This window comes from Prolixibacteraceae bacterium (genome assembly GCA_019720755.1).
In the GTDB taxonomy this organism is placed as follows: Bacteria; Bacteroidota; Bacteroidia; order Bacteroidales; family Prolixibacteraceae; genus Halosquirtibacter; species Halosquirtibacter laminarini.
In genome coordinates this window covers 1,704,602-1,723,174 of sequence record CP081303.1, presented here as the reverse complement: position 1 = coordinate 1,723,174, position 18,573 = coordinate 1,704,602, and the positions used below count along the sequence as shown (strand labels likewise).

The following is an 18,573-nucleotide window of genomic DNA, read 5'->3' as shown; positions in this document are numbered from 1 at the left end:
AGACATAAATATTCAGTTGTTGCATTTTTTTTCACACAACAACTGAATATTTTTCAAATAATTAAGAACAAGCTTGAACGAATTCTTTCATTTTAGCATACTGTGCTTCCATACTTTGAAGCAAAGCATACTGTGCTTTTGTTCTAACTAAATTGTGAGATTCTGACTTCGTTTTATAGTAATTATCACCATCAATATAGTCCATCAAGAAGCGTAATACCTGCTCATAAGTGATATATAAACCACCGAATGCCAACCAATCTTTCTCACTTTCTGTTAAGAAAGCTTTTGTTTCAGAAAGGTAACCTTCAGTGTATGCCTTGAATATCTCGAAATCCATTGATACATTGTCTAAGTTCTCATCATCCTCTAACCCTGTATTGGTATAAGAACGAAGTGCATCCCCATAATCATTCAATACAGGGCTATTAAGAACTGTATCCAAATCAATAACACAAAGCACGTCACCCTGCTTATCAAATAATATATTATTAATCTTAGTATCGTTGTGAGTAACACGTGAAGGAATTGTTCCATCTTCCACCAAAGCCCAAAATTCCATCATCTTAGCACGACGATCTTCAATCCAAGCAATCTCTTCTTTCACCTCTTTCACTCTACCAACAGGATCTTTTGCGATCACCTCATCCCACTGATCAAAACGTATTTTTATATTGTGAAAACCAGGAAGGATATCCACTAGTGGCTCTTTCATATCTGAAAGCATATTTTGGAATTTACCAATTCCTTTACCACCAGCATAAGCCAATTCTGGAGTTTCAGCATTTTGATAAGCGATAGTATCAGCTATAAATTCACATACAGCCCAATATTCCCCCTCAGCATCTTGATAATATCTTTTACCATCATTAGCCAAAATAATTGTCATCGCTTCACGATCAGGGTTTCCACCTTGCTCAACCACCTTATTTTTGAGGTGAGTCGTCACCTTCAGGATATTGTCCATCATGGCTGGAACATTCGTAAAGATATTTTTATTTTTACGCTGAAGAATATAATTTGGAGTCACGTCAGACTCTGTCTTTACAATAAAAGTATCATTGATAAAACCTTCACCTAAAGGTTTCACAGTACATACATCTCCCTTTAGCTGAAACTGTCCAGCTAAATTCATTAACAATTCATTGTTCATGGTTTAGTCTTTTTTATTGGAAATAGCAAAAGGCAAATGAAGGCCCTTTGCTACTATTAATATTTTTCAAATAATGCTTAAGCCCAAAGGTTTTCAGGATAATCTCCACGTTGGATCAAACCATTCAACTTAGAAAGAACATCTGGCTTATCGTCTGGGTATGTAACACCAAACCAATCGGCATCACTATCAAGAACTTTCACTGTAATATTATTATTTTTCAATTGGTCAGAAACCTCAAATGGGAAGAAATACTCCGATTTCATTTCAGATCCTGCATTCTCTAGAAAAGAGACAAAACCTGCTTGAAGATAATCGAAGAACCCTGGCATAAATGCCCAACAGTTCATAGAAACGGCAGTTTTAGGATCTAAAGCGGTTTTTTCATCTCCTTCATAATAGTAGATTCCATCTTCTTCTCCAACAATCTTTGTTCTTTCAGTAATCTCTACCAACATATCATTGTCATCTGTTTTACAAACTCCACGAGAAACAGAACCGAAATCAGAAAGTGTTTTATGAAGGTGGTACCCTACCATACAATACTCACTCTGTTTGGTACATGACGATAAATATTGACTCAATTCAACAAATGCATCTTTTCCATAAAAATCGTCAGCATTAATGATAGCAAAAGGCTCTTTGATCACATCTTTTGCAACCAAAACAGCATGACCTGTACCCCATGGCTTTACACGTCCTTCTGGAAGACTAAAACCCTCTGGAAGATTATCCAATTCTTGGTACACATATTCTACTTCGATTTTTCCTTCTAATTTAGAAGCGAATTTAGTTTTAAACTCTTCTGAAAAGCTTTTGCGGATTACAAAAACAACTTTTCCGAATCCAGCACGGATTGCATCATAAATAGAATATTCTAAGATTGTCTCTCCCGATGGTCCAAACGCATCTAATTGCTTCAGTCCACCATAACGACTACCCATTCCGGCAGCTAAAATTAATAATGTAGGTTTCATCCTTACTTATTGTATTAATATTTTTAATTTAAGCCTGTAAAATAAGAAAAAACAGAACAAAAAAGAAAAACATAAAATTAATATTACACACTTTAACCCCGATTTTGGATTTTCATATAGCTTAATACAATTTGGGACTCACGATATGGGAAAAGTTTTATCTTTGAAAAAAATTTTGAAGATGAACAACCTACGTAAAGAATTCGGTAGCGACAACTACTCCGGCGTTGCTACAGAGATAATGGAATATCTTTCACACATCAACCAAAGTCACTGCCATGGATATGGAGATGATCCCATCACGGAAGAGGCAATAAAAACTCTAAAAGAGGCTTTTGGAGAGAATGCAGCGTGTTTTTTTACATTAAATGGTACGGGAACTAATATTACTGCAATTGATGCAATCACCCACTCTTTTGATGCAGTTGTATGCGCTCATACTGCACATATTAATACGGACGAATGTGGTGCTTTTGAAAAGATCACTGGTAGTAAGATTCTTCCGATCCACACAGAGGATGGAAAAATCAAACCAGAACAGATCAAACCCTATCTTGCCCAATTGGGTAATCCACATAGAACACAACCCAAAGTTGTATCGATTTCTCAGCCTACAGAATTAGGAACACTTTACACGATGGAAGAGATAAAAGCGATCACACAACTAGCCCACGAAAATGATATGTTAGTACACCTTGATGGTGCTCGCCTATCGAATGCAGTAGCAAAACAAAAAACGACATTCAAAGGAGCAACACAAGATTTGGGTATAGATATCGTAAGTTTTGGAGGAACAAAAAACGGCATGATGATCGGAGAAGTGATCGTTAGCTTTAATGAAAAAGCCTCACAGACTATTCCATTTCTTCGTAAACAAAACAATCAACTATTATCTAAGATGCGATTTATATCGGCTCAATTTATACCCTATTTCCAAAAGGAAATTTGGAAAAGAAATGCAGATAAATCAAATCAAATGGCAGAATATTTTTATCATAAAATAAAAGACATTCAAAATATCGAAGTCGTATATCCTGTGGATACTAATGCTCTTTTCGTAAAACTCCCATCAGAGTTAATCAAACCTCTTCAATACGAATGTTTCTTTTATGTATGGAATCATGAGGAGAGTGTGGTAAGATGGATGACATCTTTCGACACAGAAGAGTCTGATATTGACCTATTTGTAAGCAAAATACACGAACTTTTAGAAAATATCTAAATATTCATAAAACCAAGGATGGTTTTTAAACAAAAAATCTTAGCTTTGCAGTCCGTTTTACAAAAAACGAAGTTACAATAATTTTTAGTATTTTATTTTAGTAAAAAAGTTCTCTTAATATTATGATCAGCCGTAGAATCATCAGGACAAAGGTAATGCACATTATCTATGCAAACTTGTGCAACTCTGGAAAAACAATCTCAGAGTCGGAACAAGAGCTACTTTATAGCGTAAACAAAGCATATGATCTTTACCATCTTCTTCTTGCTCTCCCTGTAGAGTTATCGAAAATAGCAGAAGACAAAATAGAACGTGCGAAAAACAAAAAAATGCCTACTCATGAGGACCTGAATCCGAACACTCGATTCATAAACAATCCAGTGGTTGGTCAACTTAGAGAAAACAATAATCTCAATGATTATTTCGAAAAGAATAAACTGAATTGGATTAATCATTATGAAATATTAAAAAAATTATTTCAATCTCTTACCGAGACAGACTTCTACCAAGCATACATGTCAAAAGAGAACGTCACTTATGACGATCACAAAAAGCTTATTGAAGAGATATTCAACTGTATCGTAGTTCCTAGCGAAGAGCTAGAAGAAGAACTAGAAGAGTTGAGCATCTATTGGCATGATGATTTCAATTTTGTTTGCTCAATGGTTATTAAGTCTATCAAAAAGCTTAAGAAAGATTCAGATGAAAACTATCGTTTGATGAATCTTTACAAAGACGACGAAGATCTTAAATTCACAAAAGACCTACTTCGTAAGACTTTGGTAAACCACTCAGACAATCAAGATATATTGGTAAAATATACTAAAAACTGGGATATCGATCGAATTGCTCTTTTAGACAACATCATTATGGAGATGGCCCTAACAGAGTTTATAACATTCCCTTCTATTCCAGTAAAAGTGACACTAAACGAATATATTGATCTTGCTAAATACTACAGCACCAAAAAAAGTAGTACATTTGTTAATGGAATCTTAGACAAAATGCTTCAAGATTACCAATCAAATGATAAAATTAAAAAAGCAGGACGTGGACTACAAGGATAAACGTTTAAATAGATACAACAATAAGGCAATCATTATTATGGTTGCCTTATTTTGCTTCTATGGATGTTTAAATACCTCCCCAAAACAGAGTAAAGAGCAAATAAAAAAGGATAAATCTGAGACTCCATCATTGCGCTTTAAAAAAAGAATACATAATTTTGGTAAATTGAAAGATGGGGAGAAGGTCTACACTTCATTCTTCTTTACGAACGAAGGAGGCAAACCTATCACCATCACAAAATATACCAAAAGCTGTGGATGTATTACTATAGAAGGACCAAACAAACCAATCCTTCCTGGCAAAGAGAGTCGCGTGGTAGTCACCTTTGACACATCAGGCGAATGGGGAAAACAAATGAAAACATTTGGTGTTATAACATCAAACCATCACTCTTATAATCTAACGATTACAGCAGTGGTTGAGAATGAATTATTTCAAAACGTAACAAATTAATATTTTTATGCTTAACATTATTTTAGCTCAAGCAGCACAGAAGGGAATGCTTATGCAAATGCTTCCTTTAGCATTGGTTTTTGTTGTGATCTATTTCTTCATGATCCGCCCTCAATCGAAAAAACAAAAAGAGGTAGCTAAGTTCCGTAACGAACTTAAAGTTGGAGACAAAGTAGTTACCGCTGGAGGAATCTATGGTAAAATCACTGGAATCAAAGAGAACAAAGTCCTTATTCAGATAGATACTGACACTCGCATCAAAGTAGATAAAGCGTCTATCCTAAAAGACTACAGCGAAGCTGAAAATCAAAAGTAATTGACAATATTTAGAATGGTTTGTTTATTTATAAATTATGAATAAACAAACTATTCTACTCAAATCTTTCCTACGTGATAAAAGAGAAGTTTCTTCGTGCAGTAAGGAGAATAAACCCAAAAAGCAAGGCTCCAGAGAAAGACATTCGTATCTTCGTCGTTTGTTTTATTGTCTCCTTATGCTTTTGGCTACTTAATGCCCTCTCTAAAACCTACACCACCAGCATCACCTATCCTGTTCAATATAAAGAGATACCAAAAGATAGAATTATCACATCGGAACTACCATCCGAGATAGATCTTAGAGTTAGTGGGTTTGGATTCGCTCTTCTTAGACTAAAACTTCAAATCAATCCGACTCCGATTGTATTCAATATTTCCAAATTGGCAACACCTTGGATAAGTGCATCCGCAGATACTACAGTCACTGTATCTTCTATTGTCCTGAAGAAACAGTTATCTCATATAATCAGTTCAGAAATAGATATTGACGAAATTGAGCCAAGCTCTATCTACTTACGCTTCGAAGAGATCATTACAAAGAAAGTGAAGGTAATACCAAATATCGATATCTCTCCGAAATCCCAATACATACTAGTGGACAGCATTAAATGTAACCCTCAATGGGTTACAATCAAAGGCCCCAAAAGTAAAGTTTTAAAAGTTGATGAGATCAAAACTACTGCCCAGAGCTATACAAACGTATCCAAACCAATCAGTAGGATTATCTCTCTAAGAACACCAGAAGAGATCCAGTCAACACCTTCTGAAATAAAAATAGAAGCCAATATCGAACAATTTACCGAAGGGGAAATGGATGTAAACATAATCCCTTTAAATGTTCCTGACTCTCTTAGAATATTTACTTTTCCCAAAAAAATACATATTACATTTACAGCACCGATCAGCAAGTATAAAAAAATTGACAAGAGAACATTCCAAGCAAACATTACATGGGATATGATTGACGTGCACAACAAAATGCCAATCCATGTGAAGGCACAAAATAAAATGATTCATAATTTTCATTTTAGTCCAAAGGAGGTTGATTACATTATTCAAAAAAAGATAGATTAATGATCACATTAGGAATTACGGGTGGAATAGGTTGTGGTAAGACGACTATCTGCAAAGCATTGAGGCTTTTAGATATACCAATTTTCATCTCTGATATAGAAGCAAAAAAACTGATGACCTTCGATCCTATTGTAAAGAACAAATTAACATCTATTTTAGGAATAGAAGCTTATCAAGAAGATGGAAATCTAAATAAACCATACATATCCAATAAGATTTTCCATAATCAAGAGATTCTTAGAAAGGTTAACAAAGTGGTTCATCATGCGACAAAAGAGTCGTTTAAACATTGGAAACAGCTTCAGAAAAATAGCATTATCGCATATGAGTCTGCACTCTTATTCGAATCAGGATCTGATAAACTAATGGATAAAGTAATTTTTATCCAAGCTCCTTTAAAGACTCGTATAGAACGCGTCATGAAAAGAGATAAAATCTCTAAGGAACAGGTTCAAGCTCGTATTAACAATCAGATGGATGAAAAAAAGAAAGAGAAACGTGCAGACTATATAATTAACAATCATAATCAATTGATCATACCACAATTATTAAAACTTATTGATACAATATGAATTTCTTTAGAACACTTTTTGCAGGAGGTTTAGGCTGGGTTCTAGGCGGTCCAATTGGTGCCATTATAGGAATGGGGGCATCCGCCCTTTTCTCTTCAGACACAGGAGATGAGTCATACTCTAGAACAGAACCTAGACGCCAAGCAGGAGGAGATTACCTCGTTAGTCTATTGGTTCTTATTGCTGCAGTCATGAAAGCAGACAATAAGGTCAAGAGATCAGAATTAGATTATGTAAAAACTTTCTTAAGACAGACATTCGGAGAAGCAAAGGCTAAAGAGTCACTTATTCTCTTAAAAGACATCTTAAAACAAAATATACCAATCAATGATGTGTGCCACCAAATAAATCGTCACATCAACAGAGAAGCTAGAATGCAGATGATACACCTTCTTTTTGGTTTAGCACTAGCAGATGGACACATATCTAAAGAAGAAGAATCACTTATTTTTAAAATTGCACTTCAGTTTAACCTTACAAATCAAGAGTACATCTCCATTAAGTCGATGTTTATTCAAGATTCAAATTGGGCTTACAAAGTATTGGAAATTGAACAAAATGCAACAGACCAAGATGTGCACAAGGCATTCAAAAAGATGGCTATTAAATACCATCCTGATAAAGTAGCGGATCAAGGAGAGGATATTGTAAAAGCAGCCAATAAGAAGTTCCAAAAGCTAAACGAAGCATATCAGACGATTAAAAAGGAACGTAACTTATAAGACTACCCAAAATAACCATAGAAGATTTGAGAACATTCAATCTTCTGTGGTTTACCACAAAATAACTTGAAGGGATAGACCAGTAATCTACCCTTTAAAAGAGACTAATATCATTTTAATACAACACAGAACAGGGAATATAAGAGGCCTCCATATATTTCACCTCTAATCATACTTAGATCGTTTCTTTTCAGAATCAAGAACAATACAAGAAAATAAAAGTGATTTTCCTTGCATTGACTCTACTAAATAACAATTTACAAAACAACTCAAGGGGTACCACAGAAAAACGCTACTGTAAGAAGATAAAACGTCATTCACAGTTCAGCAATAAAGTTTCACTACGTTAACAAAAAAGCAAAACACCAACTCCTCTCACTAATTCATACAGTAGAGTAGAGCTGTGAGTGCAATAATAGATGCACTCCAGCCCCCTCATCAATCCATACGTGCGGTTTTCCCGCATACGGCTTTCCTGTATATTTCGTCTAAAGCATTCACAAATAAGGTCAACAAGGATGGTATTGGGTAGGATCGATTAATCCGTAGTAACGAACTAATGTCTCAAAGGCATTAGATCCATAATGCCTACATTTTCGTTGACTTTTACGTCAATAATATCGAAACAGTTTCTGACTTAAGTAGTATCGCAACTTGCGCTTACTTAATGAGGTATTCGTAACTCCTCTTATTTCATAGTAATTAATCCAGCCTCTCACTAAGCTATTTAGTCCTCGTACCAACTCCGTGGGGTTTTTATGTCCATGCCTTTTTAAATAATCTGATATTTTCCCTCGTAGCTTTTTTTCTGAATCAGAGTTCGGTACAATATTTATATACCGGAGATCTCGTCCATAAAGATCTTTATCATTACGAAACGTAAAGCCTAAGAACTTAAAACTAGCCTCTTTCGAATCAATATGCTTGGTCTTTTCAATATTTAAGATCAAGTCCATTCTTGTCAAAAGATGATGAAGTTGATCCTTAACCTCTGTTGTTATGATCTTGCCCATCAGAACAAAGTCATCCGCATACCTTATCATTTTTACGCCTGAAACGCCAAAAAGACTTTGTCTATTATTGACTATGCGATCAAGTAAATTCATATAGATATTGGCCAACAGTGGGGATATTACGCCGCCTTGTGGGGATCGTAAAACAAAAGCAAATACATCGTCTTAAAAATCTATATATCAATATATTACAGACTCAAAATGCAAACCTTATTTTTCAATCCATGAAACTACAATGAAACAATAAATACTACTTGTTACATCTTTTTAACCCTAAGTAATTCCACAATACAGATCATTAGATCACAGACACTCTATAAAATCAAATATTTGACTAAGTTTGATAGTACTAAATTAAATAACTCTCATTAAAAAACAACACATCCACAATCTACATAACCTCACTTTTTGGTTATATATACACCAATCCATTTTTCCCCCACAAATCAAAAAAAACGAACTCTTTTCACTTCGATACCACAATTATTCAGTCAAACATTCCTACATACCACTCCATCTTTAAATGGTCTTTTTTACCCCTCATAAGAAATCATAAATTTATCCATCTCTAAATGACCTATTTTACCAAAAAAAAGACAACTCAAAAAACATCAGAAAAACATCACTTAGACCTCAAAAACACCTCAAAAAACATAGCCTAAAAATCCACTATCTAGACTAAATAAAAAATGCAAAAATGATAGATGTAGTATAAAGGGTAATAGGGGAATAAAACCTTATTTAGAATTTACGATTTTAGCCACTGTTTTTTTCCTTAATCTTTTAGGATTTAAGTATTAGGTTTTACACGTAGCGTACAGTTCAAGTATTCAATTTGTAGTATCCTATTGTTGCTTCATTTTGACCGCCGCCCATGGTATATCAATTCAACCTTCAATCTTTGCCTCCGAACTTAATTTCATCATTCTTGAAACCTCAATCATTTTCAACACTACATTTCGCTCTCAGCAATCTCTGACTCCATTCTTGAAACCTCCATTCTCGAAACCTCCGACCTTGAAACCTCAATCATTTTCAACACTTCATCTCTCTTTCAAACACCAAAATTTGCTCTCATTTCACGAATCTCGCTCTCATTCCACAAAATCCCAAACCCAATGGATCCTACACCACACCAAAACCAACAATGACCTTCTCTCTCAAAAACAATTCCAATAGTTCTCTAAATTCTAACCTCAGCAGACCCCCTAAAAACATCAAACCATCCCTACACAACAAGCGCTGCACTTATAATTGCCATATTTTTTTTAACTTAAATACTCCTAATACTTAATTTAAAATTACATGAAACCGAATAATTCTTTACCTGTCGAAGACATCCTTGACAATAGCTTCAACTCTTTTTCCTACAAAGATTTTTCCACCAACAATTTGTACACAGTAGCGAATCAAGCAATCTCCGACCACTTTGACACGCTTATCTCTCCAGATGCAATTAAAGACATCTTCAACTTCGTTAAACAAAAGGCATTATCATTGGCCAAACAACACATCCACCTCAAAAGAACATTCTATTCTCAGATTGCAAATGACCACAAAAACATACACCGGATTATCAATCGAATCAAAGTTTTATCCATCACCCTCCCGAATCCAGTCTATTTTTTATACGACCCCACGGACATTCAAGTATTTCATATCTTTTGCATAAGAGCACATCGAGACCTTGTTCTTGAATCGCTTGAATTAGGTCGTTTCTTCTTCCTGGACAAACTCAAAGGAGACTTAATAATGCTCTTCAATCATGAACTTTTAGATTGCCCTATTCCTGTGATTGAAACGTGGTCCGCATCTAACGACACCCACTCAATGATCAACTCAAACCTCATCAAACTAACGCAACCTATCGCGATACTCACCGCTACTCTTATCATTGCTCCGATTTATCCTTCTCAACGAAGAATCATTGCCAACTTCTTGCAATGGGAAAAAGAAACATGGTCAAAGCATGAAAACAAAATATTTCCCCGCCAGCCAAGATCAACACCTACTAAATATTACAGAGAATATGTTAAAATCGCTGGAACATCTTTACTTCACCAATGCTTTAATCAAAAGAAAGAACCCTACAATAAATCCAACGCTATCAGTTCCATTCTCTTTGACCTCTTCTGTTTACATTAAATATTTAGATGAAATCTACGAACATCTCAATGAAATGAAATGGATCATCAAACAACATGCTGACTTCTTCGATCTTTTTACGGGGATATACCCAAAACAAAACATCATCTGGCATGGAACCCAAAGTGATCTCAAATCGCTCTTCTTTGAACTAAAAGATCTCGAGATTATTACTCCGACAACAAAAAAATACTGGGAAACCTTATCTCAAATATTTGTTGGAAAAGACAATGCCCACTACTGCCCACAATACATTGCTCGCTCTTCTCACTCTAAACATCGAAACAAAATTCACATCTGGTGTTTGAGTATCAAGAAACGTATGAAACAATAGATCTTTGAATATCCTAATAATGCGCACACTCTGCGCATTATTAGACTTAAATCTATCATTATCTCTAATATTTAGCCATTGAAATCCCACTTACTTAGTGTCGCGTGCACGTGTGTTAACAACAAATTTTAAATTTTTTTACCCTTTTTATATCTCTTATCGGTACGGATAGCTCGGACAAATTCCCACTTCTACTCATTTTGTCTTACACGTGTGTTGCCACACGTGCGACAGATCGTATCTATTTCCCACTTAACTTTGATCTAAAGATAATCCCAATTCTATTGGGCATAAAAAACAAATTATTAACCATCCATTACATCTCAAAAATGATTACTACCACACAAAAATCACAAGAGTACTTAATCCCTAGATCTCCTCCGTATGAATCAAAAAGAGCAACGTGTCAAAATCAACCGAACCATAGACACTATGATCAACATTCTTTTAAACCTTAAAGAACAGATCAATCTTCTCCCTCAAAAAAAAGAGGTATGGCTCGATGCCCAGGATGTCATGAACCTTCTGCATATTTCTCAACGAAAACTGCAGAACCTCAGATCATCAAAAAGACTCCCATTCACCAGACTAGGAGGTAAAATACTCTATAAAGAATCCGATATCATGAAGATTCTTTCAGATAATTACAATACGAAAACGAAGGATTAAGTCATACTATAGCCGTCGAGTAGGATTGCGTCTCCTACCCTCTAGCGCGCTAACCACAGGCGAAAAAGGGCGCCTTTAACCATCTATGTATTAGATAACGTGTATGCCCATTGGTTGACAGCTCTTGCATATCCTTATTATAACTTATAATCAGTGTATTATGTTATACCAAAGTATTCCTATTACAGTCATTGAACATGTCTTTAGAAAGAGGGCGCTCCCTTCTTTTCAAACATACTGTCATTTCCTGTTTTTAGGAAAAAAACAGATACTACTGGACCAAAAAACCATCACAGAAGCAACAACTTCTCTTCAAATTTCATACGCTACACTCAAACGAAGAATATCATCTCTAATCAAGATCCGATTTATCGTCAAAGATACAAGTGGAAGCTGCTACAAGATCAGGTCTTTAAAAGAGATACAGAACGCTCTTGGTAACAGCAATGCTACAAGAGCACTAATCTGGTTAAAGTCATACGATATATTCAACCTCAAAACCACCTGCAAGGCTGCGCTTCTATACAACATAGCCTTTAAAAGATATCTGGTGGAGCAACAGATATATCACAACCAAAATCCAAAAAAGATCATTCAAAAGCTGTGCGTCAAAGACAATAACTTGAACACTTCAGTAGTGAGCCTTGCCATATTTTGTGTGCCTACATCATATTTTGCAAAAGCGCTCAAAACCACAGAGGTGCAAATCTATCGTATTCGACAAGAAGCGGCCACATTAAAACTACTATCCTTTAAGAATGCATACCAAAAGCTAAATATCTCTGCAGAAGAACTAGCTTCTTTTAAATCCAATTCAGTGGAGCTTCCTCATATCTTCACCACGAATAGGAAATCGATCCTAAAAGAGACTGCAACCATCACCTTTAACTTAAAACTAAAGCCATGAGAAATATTAACAATGTCATTATCCACTGCTCCGACAGCGACAACCCTCACCACGACAACGTCAAAACGATTCGTCAATGGCACCTCGATAGAGGATGGCAAGATATTGGATACCATTTTGTGATCACTAAAAATGGTCGAATCAAATGGGGTAGATCCCTCGAAATGATTGGTGCGCACTGCAAAGGTCACAACATCGACTCTATTGGAATTTGTCTCACTGGACGAAACGATTTCTCCCAGGAACAATTCCACTTTCTGGTAATCCTACTCAAAAAGATAATGCGTGATTTTAAAGTTCCCAAAGAAAATATCTTTGGCCACAACCATTTTAACAAACATAAGACTTGCCCAAACTTCGATCTATCTAAGATCATAGAGCAATTATAGCAACTCGTAAACGCCATCATGTTGAGGGAGATCTATGAACAAAGGTTCAAGTGTTTTACCCTTAAATAAACGCTTAACTCATTAAATGCATCTAAGATGAAGTTGACCAAAAGAGAGCGAAAGAAAATTCTCAAAACACTCAATACTGTAGCAGACTGCAGTTTAATAGTGAAAAAAATGCAAGAGAAACACCCAGAACTTTTAACCCTTCGCTATGCAGAACGAAAACTACTTGTTCGGGATATGGTCGTTAGACTAGGGAAAGACTACCTAATACCAGAAATCAAACAACTAGACAAATATGTAACGCATCAATACCGGCTAAAAATAAAACGAGAAAAACGTTATGCGATCAAAAGACAACAAAAGAAAGAAGAATATATCCAAGAACTTCTCTCTATATACCCAAAGGAGAAAGTGGAAGATATACTCAAAAGGCAAGAAGAACAGAACTTCCATCCATACGATAGATAATAAGCCATAATACTCAAAACCAAAGTGGGGTTTTGCTAGTGTAGATAGACTAATGGAGCCTCTTATCGCTCCTTAGTCTTTCATTCACAACAAAAGGACATCAGAAGAACAATACAATTAATTAGACAAAGACATTCTGAATATCCTTCAATAGCATCGCAACACAGGTCCAAATAATATCTGGTTAATTCTCAATTGTGTAAGGTTAAAATCAAGTTAGGAAGACAGACTTTGAGAGGCTCCTTTAATCCCCAGGAACCTTCTCACTGTCTTCTATTATAAAACTTCAGCTTGCCATTATTCAAACATGAATACATACTCTAAAATAATACCAGAACATGAATAACCTTAATCACACTAATAATCAAATGAAAATCACAGTACATATCGATACAAGCTCCATAACACATCTAATAGAACATTAAAACATTCCATGGATGGTTCCTGAGCCTGTCGAAGGGCAGAATCCTTTCCAAAGGACAATTACGAACCCTATCAAAATACGTTTCCTTTATAAAGGAAGGTCCCTGAGCTTGTCGAAGGGCAGGAGTTTACCAAGAATGGTTCTCGAACCTATCAAAGTGCAATTCAAGATATTATCCATGGACGATTCCAAAACCTTTCGAAGTGAATATCCAAAGCCTATCAAAAGAAGGTCCTGAGCTTGTCGAAGGGCAGAAGCTTATCCAAGAAAAGTTCCAACCTCAACCAAAGTGACAATATAATTACAAAAAAACATATCCCATGAAAACAAAAAACATCAAACACTTTACCAGAACAGCTCGTCACATCTCCGACCGAATCATCAAAAACACCTCCACAGCCGACAAACAAGACGCACGCAACCGCAACATCCAAGCCAACCAAACCACCACCACAGGCTTCTTGGATCGCAACATCCATGAAATAGTAATCCTCATCATCCTCTTCACATGTCTCTTTGGTCACAAACTCAACATCCCATCCCCAACCCTCCACAAATTCACAGAATACCTAGCCTACGTCATGTGTTTCCTCTTCGGACGCAACCGCCAAAACTAAAACAAGCCCCTTCTTCTTCACGAAAAAGGGGCTCATTTTTAACTGCCATGCCAAACTATATAAATCAATAACTACTTTATAACTACAAGATAGTTAAAATATTACAAATAGATGTCCAATATAAAAAAAGCTCAATTTACTAAATCATTTCGTCGAATCAACCAGAATAATTCCCTCTACATAATTTACTAATTTTAGATCAAAAAAATAAAGATCCCAAAACTCAACTTCACCCTTCGGTAAATATAGATACATCGACTTATACTTCATAAATCAAATCAACATTCATCCATCTCCAAAGTTACATGCATACTCTTCGGAAAAACTCAAAACCAAAATAGAGGCCACTGAAAATGTCCTTTATCTTTGGATAAGCTTATAGTAAAATCGGGTTGCATTAGTGTGATTTAAAGAAGTCAACTAACTGTAACCCGATTTTTCGTTTATTTTTTTAGATTAACTAGAATCAGTTTTTTGGCTCTCTATTAGGCATAATTCATGAAAATAGATATAGCTTCGGGATTACGTATATTCTTACTGTAGTTTTATAATTCTTTTGAGATTAACTGCAAAAATTATCATCGCAGCTTGCAAACTCATATTCTCTAAGCCATATGCAATTGCTCTATCGTAACCATGTCTATTCTTTAATTCACCATTCTTTGCTTCAACCTTATATCTTTGCTTAGCTTTCTCCTTAAAAAACTCTGTCTTCTCTAATTCAATTTGCTTACTATGTGTTTCTCCGTTTATCTTAACAGAGTAGGTCTTACTTTTTGCTCCATCTTTATAACATCCTTGTCTTTTTGAACATGTCTGACATTTCTTAATATCAAAGTAATAACAATATGATTGATTTGTGCCGATATTCTTCTTTCCTTGCTTTGCTCTTCTTATTAGCTATGTGCCCTGCTGGGCAAATATACATCCCTGCATCTTTATTGAATTCAAATTCATCTTCCTTCTTTCTAAAACCTTTACTTACATGTGGGGTTAGTCTTGCTACAATTTTAATATTTTGCTCTTCTGCGTTTTCTAAATTATCTTTTCCTGAGTATGCTCCATCTCCAATAACAGTATCAACTTCTATACCATTCTCTTAATTTGTTTTATTAATGCAGGTAATTGTGGTCCACCACCTTTCTCTCCAGAGGTTACTGTGGCTGCAGTAATTATCCTTTCTTCTGTAATTGCTAGATGAGTCTTATATCCAAAAAATGAGGAATCTGCAGATTTATGTCCTATTCTAGCATCTTTATCGTTCGATATTGTATAGTGATCTTGAGTATCATCAATAGTCTCTTTTAGCAAGTTTAATTTCTCTCGAATAGCTGGAATCATCGAAAAACTCTCATCCTTGAGAATAGTCTTTGTTAATTCTAAGCAGTATTCAAGCTCATTAGACAAATCATCGTCTTCATTCTTTGCCGGAAGTTTTGATTTATATTCTTCATCCTGAGTATATATGGTTTTACGAAGTAATTTGGCACGCTCCTTTAATACTTCAATTGCTGATAGAGGATTCAATCGTGATTTAGTATGGGTAGCATCAACTATTATTGATTTTGCTTTAATAATACCCTTATCCATTGCTACCTAAACTGTTTTGCCAATTAATAAATTGAGCAGATCATTGTCTTTGAATCTTAGCTTCCGAAACTTAGTGAGTGAGTTTGAATTAATTACATCTGATTCTGGAGACATATCAAGAAAGTATTTGAAAGACATATCATATCGTGAACGTTCAACAACATCAACATCTGAGATCGTATAAATACACTTCAATAATAAGTATTTAAACATCCTGATTGGACTTTATGCATTTCTACCATTGTCATGACAATATTTCTCCGAAAGCTCATTGTAAATGAACCTAAAATCGACAAGAGTATTAAATTTGACGGAGAATATTATTCTCTGTAATAATCAAATCGTACAATTCATCGTATCGGCTGAATTGAAGCGATTGTTGTTGAACGAGCATAGCTATGTAATTTGATAGCTAAGATAAAAAAAGCATCAAGTCAAATAAATATGAAGTAATACATTGTTACTTTTTCAGTGACCTCACAACATCCTTCACCTCCTTTTTTATGCTAATAATAAAAGAAATGTATCAAGATCTATACGCAAAAGATGGGTAAACCAAATTAACTTTCTGATTCTTTATCAGCAAAACCTATTTATAGACTGAGGATTGAAATTAATGTATATTTATTTTTTTTACATAAATTACGAAAACGTTTGCAGGTTAATTATAATATTAATATGTTTATCCTATAAATTCATTTTTGAGGTTTGTCTCATGGTAAGATTGTTGAGTAACAGTGTAATCTATTCTGTTATAAAATGCTTTTAAGTTTGATTTATGAAAGATAATTTACGCATCAGGGTACTTTTAGAGCCTACTAAATAATGTTTAGATAATATTTAAATAATGTTTAAATAATGAATATTAAGATGAACAAAATAGCATGCATTATTAACCTATTAATATTAATGATTAGTTGTGACACGCCTTTTCAGAAGTCAATAAAATTATCAGGAGACAATAAAGATAATTTGATGGAAGCATTAAATGACCCTTCCATTAATATGGACAAAAGGAAGGCACTGGAATTTCTAATTATCAATATGTCTTCTCATGGGGCAATGCAATTTAACGACTCGCACAATAGTCGAGTTATTCCCAATAATTATAATAATGTGGAAGAAGTGAGAGGTGCAATGGATTCACTTGATGCGCGTTTTTAAATAATAGGGATTAGCGAAGATCTTAAAACAATTAAATCAGATTTCCTTATTGATCGAATTAATTTAGCATTTGAGTCACGTTCTTATATTTCTAATTCTCTACACTATACCGATAGTTGTTTTTATGAATATGTACTACCATATAGGGTAAAATATGAAACTTTAAATAATTGGTGGAATCCTTTATGGCTACAATTGAAATCAAAGATAGACACTTTGAGCTCTGATGCTATTGAGGATGTAGCCATGTTGGTTGATCGGGAGATAAGTAAGCAGTTTAAATATGACAAACGCTATGGTTTGTATCCTAAGGATATGACTTATCAAGAAATGCAATTGCATAAAGGAGGGACGTGTACTCATTGTGCTGCACTTGGCGCCATGTCAATGCGGTCTGTAGGCATTCCTTGTAGTATCGATTTTATTCCTGCGTGGGGAAATAATAATTCAAGACATGAGTGGAATGCGATAAAAATTGGGCCTGAAAAATGGGAACCCTATAATTTAGGTGAATTTGGAAGTGGTGTCCCTTTTTATTTTAAAGCACCAAAAGTACTTCGAAAACAATTCTCTGTAAATAAAAATATTTTATCTGAGACGGATGGGTATAAAAGACCTGGTTTTTTACTGATACCTAATTTTAAGGATGTTACCAAAAACTATATTGAATGTACGGATATTATCATCAGCCCAAATAAAGAGCACAAAGGATTACCAGTAATCTCTGTATGGAACAATAACGATTGGCGAATTGTTTGGTATGGTTCTAAAACAAAAGAAGGTGTAAAATATAAAAATATGGGGAAAGAAATCTTGTACATGCCGCAGGTGTTTATGACATACCAATCTGCTCCTATGGATAGTCCTTTTTATATAGATAAAGATAATACTATGTTCAGTTTTACTGCTGATAGTTTAAAAACAGATACAATCAAGGATTTGATTGTGTGGCGTTGGCATTGGTTGTTATATCGTGAAAACATTACAAAGCACAAAGCATATAATCTTTTAATGTGGGATAATGGGTGGAAGTGCATAGCTAGAACAACTCCAGACATATACAGAAACAATAATAAAATTCAATCTAATATACTGAGTAGCGATAGTTTATGTGAAAAAAATAGTTTGCAATATAAATTAAACTTTAATAATGTACCTAGAAATGCTCTTTTTAAATTAGCTGAGCCAAATCAACGACCTTTCTTTGTGAAAAATGGCAATGTTTTTTATTTATAGTAGTATTCTAAATATTTTTCCAATTATAAAGAACTTTGTGACTCAACTGAGT

Annotated in this window: 19 protein-coding genes and 1 pseudogene; 15 read left to right on the top strand and 5 right to left on the bottom strand. The window is 34.8% G+C overall.

The genetic code is table 11. The annotated features are described in order from the left end of the window. Positions 1-61: 61 nt before the first annotated feature. Positions 62-1,153 carry an aminoglycoside phosphotransferase family protein gene (locus K4L44_07015; protein QZE15577.1) on the bottom strand — a complete coding sequence of 364 codons (1,092 nt, stop codon included), beginning with the start codon at positions 1,151-1,153 and terminating at the stop codon, positions 62-64. Between the two features lie 77 nt (positions 1,154-1,230). Beyond that, positions 1,231-2,130, bottom strand: a complete 900-nt coding sequence (locus tag K4L44_07010; protein ID QZE15576.1) for a nucleotidyltransferase — start codon at positions 2,128-2,130, stop codon at positions 1,231-1,233. Between the two features lie 181 nt (positions 2,131-2,311). Between K4L44_07010 and K4L44_07005 the strand changes: the two genes are divergently transcribed. The 7 genes from K4L44_07005 (at position 2,312) to K4L44_06975 (ending at position 7,559) form a co-directional block, all read left to right on the top strand. Further along, the gene (locus K4L44_07005) at positions 2,312-3,352 is read left to right on the top strand and encodes an aminotransferase class V-fold PLP-dependent enzyme (GenBank protein ID QZE15575.1); all 1,041 of its coding nucleotides are present in this window, start codon (positions 2,312-2,314) and stop codon (positions 3,350-3,352) included. A 122-nt stretch (positions 3,353-3,474) separates the two neighbouring features. Next, positions 3,475-4,419: a transcription antitermination factor NusB gene (gene nusB / locus K4L44_07000; GenBank protein QZE15574.1), complete on the top strand. Its 945-nt coding sequence runs from the start codon at positions 3,475-3,477 to the stop codon at positions 4,417-4,419. Next, complete coding sequence (locus tag K4L44_06995; protein QZE15573.1) at positions 4,379-4,873, top strand: DUF1573 domain-containing protein; 495 nt, start codon at positions 4,379-4,381, stop codon at positions 4,871-4,873. Before nusB ends, K4L44_06995 begins: the two co-directional genes overlap by 41 nt. Before the next feature lie 7 nt (positions 4,874-4,880). After that, entirely contained in the window at positions 4,881-5,189 is a 309-nt protein-coding gene (yajC, locus tag K4L44_06990) for a preprotein translocase subunit YajC (protein ID QZE15572.1), read from the top strand. A gap of 74 nt (positions 5,190-5,263) precedes the next feature. Further along, entirely contained in the window at positions 5,264-6,265 is a 1,002-nt protein-coding gene (locus K4L44_06985) for a YbbR-like domain-containing protein (protein QZE15571.1), read from the top strand. Continuing rightward, on the top strand, positions 6,265-6,837 hold the full coding sequence (gene coaE / locus K4L44_06980) for a dephospho-CoA kinase (protein QZE15570.1): 573 nt from the start codon (positions 6,265-6,267) through the stop codon (positions 6,835-6,837). The genes K4L44_06985 and coaE overlap by 1 nt, the downstream gene beginning before the upstream one ends. Beyond that, positions 6,834-7,559, top strand: a complete 726-nt coding sequence (locus K4L44_06975; GenBank protein ID QZE15569.1) for a TerB family tellurite resistance protein — start codon at positions 6,834-6,836, stop codon at positions 7,557-7,559. The genes coaE and K4L44_06975 overlap by 4 nt, the downstream gene beginning before the upstream one ends. 611 nt (positions 7,560-8,170) lie before the next feature. Here K4L44_06975 and K4L44_06970 read toward each other — a convergent pair. Further along, on the bottom strand, positions 8,171-8,680 hold the full coding sequence (locus K4L44_06970) for a hypothetical protein (protein ID QZE15568.1): 510 nt from the start codon (positions 8,678-8,680) through the stop codon (positions 8,171-8,173). 1,197 nt (positions 8,681-9,877) lie between these two features. Between K4L44_06970 and K4L44_06965 the strand changes: the two genes are divergently transcribed. From K4L44_06965 to K4L44_06940, 6 genes are all read left to right on the top strand, one after another. Beyond that, on the top strand, positions 9,878-10,717 hold the full coding sequence (locus K4L44_06965; GenBank protein ID QZE15567.1) for a hypothetical protein: 840 nt from the start codon (positions 9,878-9,880) through the stop codon (positions 10,715-10,717). Between the two features lie 34 nt (positions 10,718-10,751). Continuing rightward, positions 10,752-11,051 (top strand): hypothetical protein, encoded by a 300-nt coding sequence (locus K4L44_06960; protein ID QZE15566.1) that lies wholly within the window; start codon positions 10,752-10,754, stop codon positions 11,049-11,051. Positions 11,052-11,435: 384 nt separating this feature from the next. Beyond that, the gene (locus K4L44_06955) at positions 11,436-11,720 is read left to right on the top strand and encodes a helix-turn-helix domain-containing protein (GenBank protein ID QZE15565.1); all 285 of its coding nucleotides are present in this window, start codon (positions 11,436-11,438) and stop codon (positions 11,718-11,720) included. A gap of 160 nt (positions 11,721-11,880) precedes the next feature. Continuing rightward, a complete protein-coding gene (locus K4L44_06950) occupies positions 11,881-12,627 on the top strand; it encodes a hypothetical protein (GenBank protein ID QZE15564.1) in 747 nt (248 codons plus the stop codon). Next, a complete protein-coding gene (locus K4L44_06945) occupies positions 12,624-13,016 on the top strand; it encodes an N-acetylmuramoyl-L-alanine amidase (GenBank protein QZE15563.1) in 393 nt (130 codons plus the stop codon). The genes K4L44_06950 and K4L44_06945 overlap by 4 nt, the downstream gene beginning before the upstream one ends. 96 nt (positions 13,017-13,112) lie before the next feature. Beyond that, a complete protein-coding gene (locus tag K4L44_06940; GenBank protein ID QZE15562.1) occupies positions 13,113-13,490 on the top strand; it encodes a hypothetical protein in 378 nt (125 codons plus the stop codon). A 645-nt stretch (positions 13,491-14,135) separates the two neighbouring features. On the opposite strand, the gene K4L44_06935 is transcribed toward K4L44_06940, so the two are convergent. Next, positions 14,136-14,468, bottom strand: a complete 333-nt coding sequence (locus K4L44_06935; protein ID QZE15561.1) for a hypothetical protein — start codon at positions 14,466-14,468, stop codon at positions 14,136-14,138. A 597-nt stretch (positions 14,469-15,065) separates the two neighbouring features. After that, positions 15,066-16,515 (bottom strand): annotated as a pseudogene (locus K4L44_06930) (IS1182 family transposase). A 476-nt stretch (positions 16,516-16,991) separates the two neighbouring features. Here K4L44_06930 and K4L44_06925 point away from each other — a divergent pair. Continuing rightward, the gene (locus K4L44_06925) at positions 16,992-17,285 is read left to right on the top strand and encodes a hypothetical protein (GenBank protein ID QZE15560.1); all 294 of its coding nucleotides are present in this window, start codon (positions 16,992-16,994) and stop codon (positions 17,283-17,285) included. A gap of 195 nt (positions 17,286-17,480) precedes the next feature. Beyond that, the gene (locus K4L44_06920) at positions 17,481-18,521 is read left to right on the top strand and encodes a transglutaminase-like domain-containing protein (GenBank protein ID QZE15559.1); all 1,041 of its coding nucleotides are present in this window, start codon (positions 17,481-17,483) and stop codon (positions 18,519-18,521) included. The last annotated feature ends 52 nt before the right edge of the window (positions 18,522-18,573 follow it).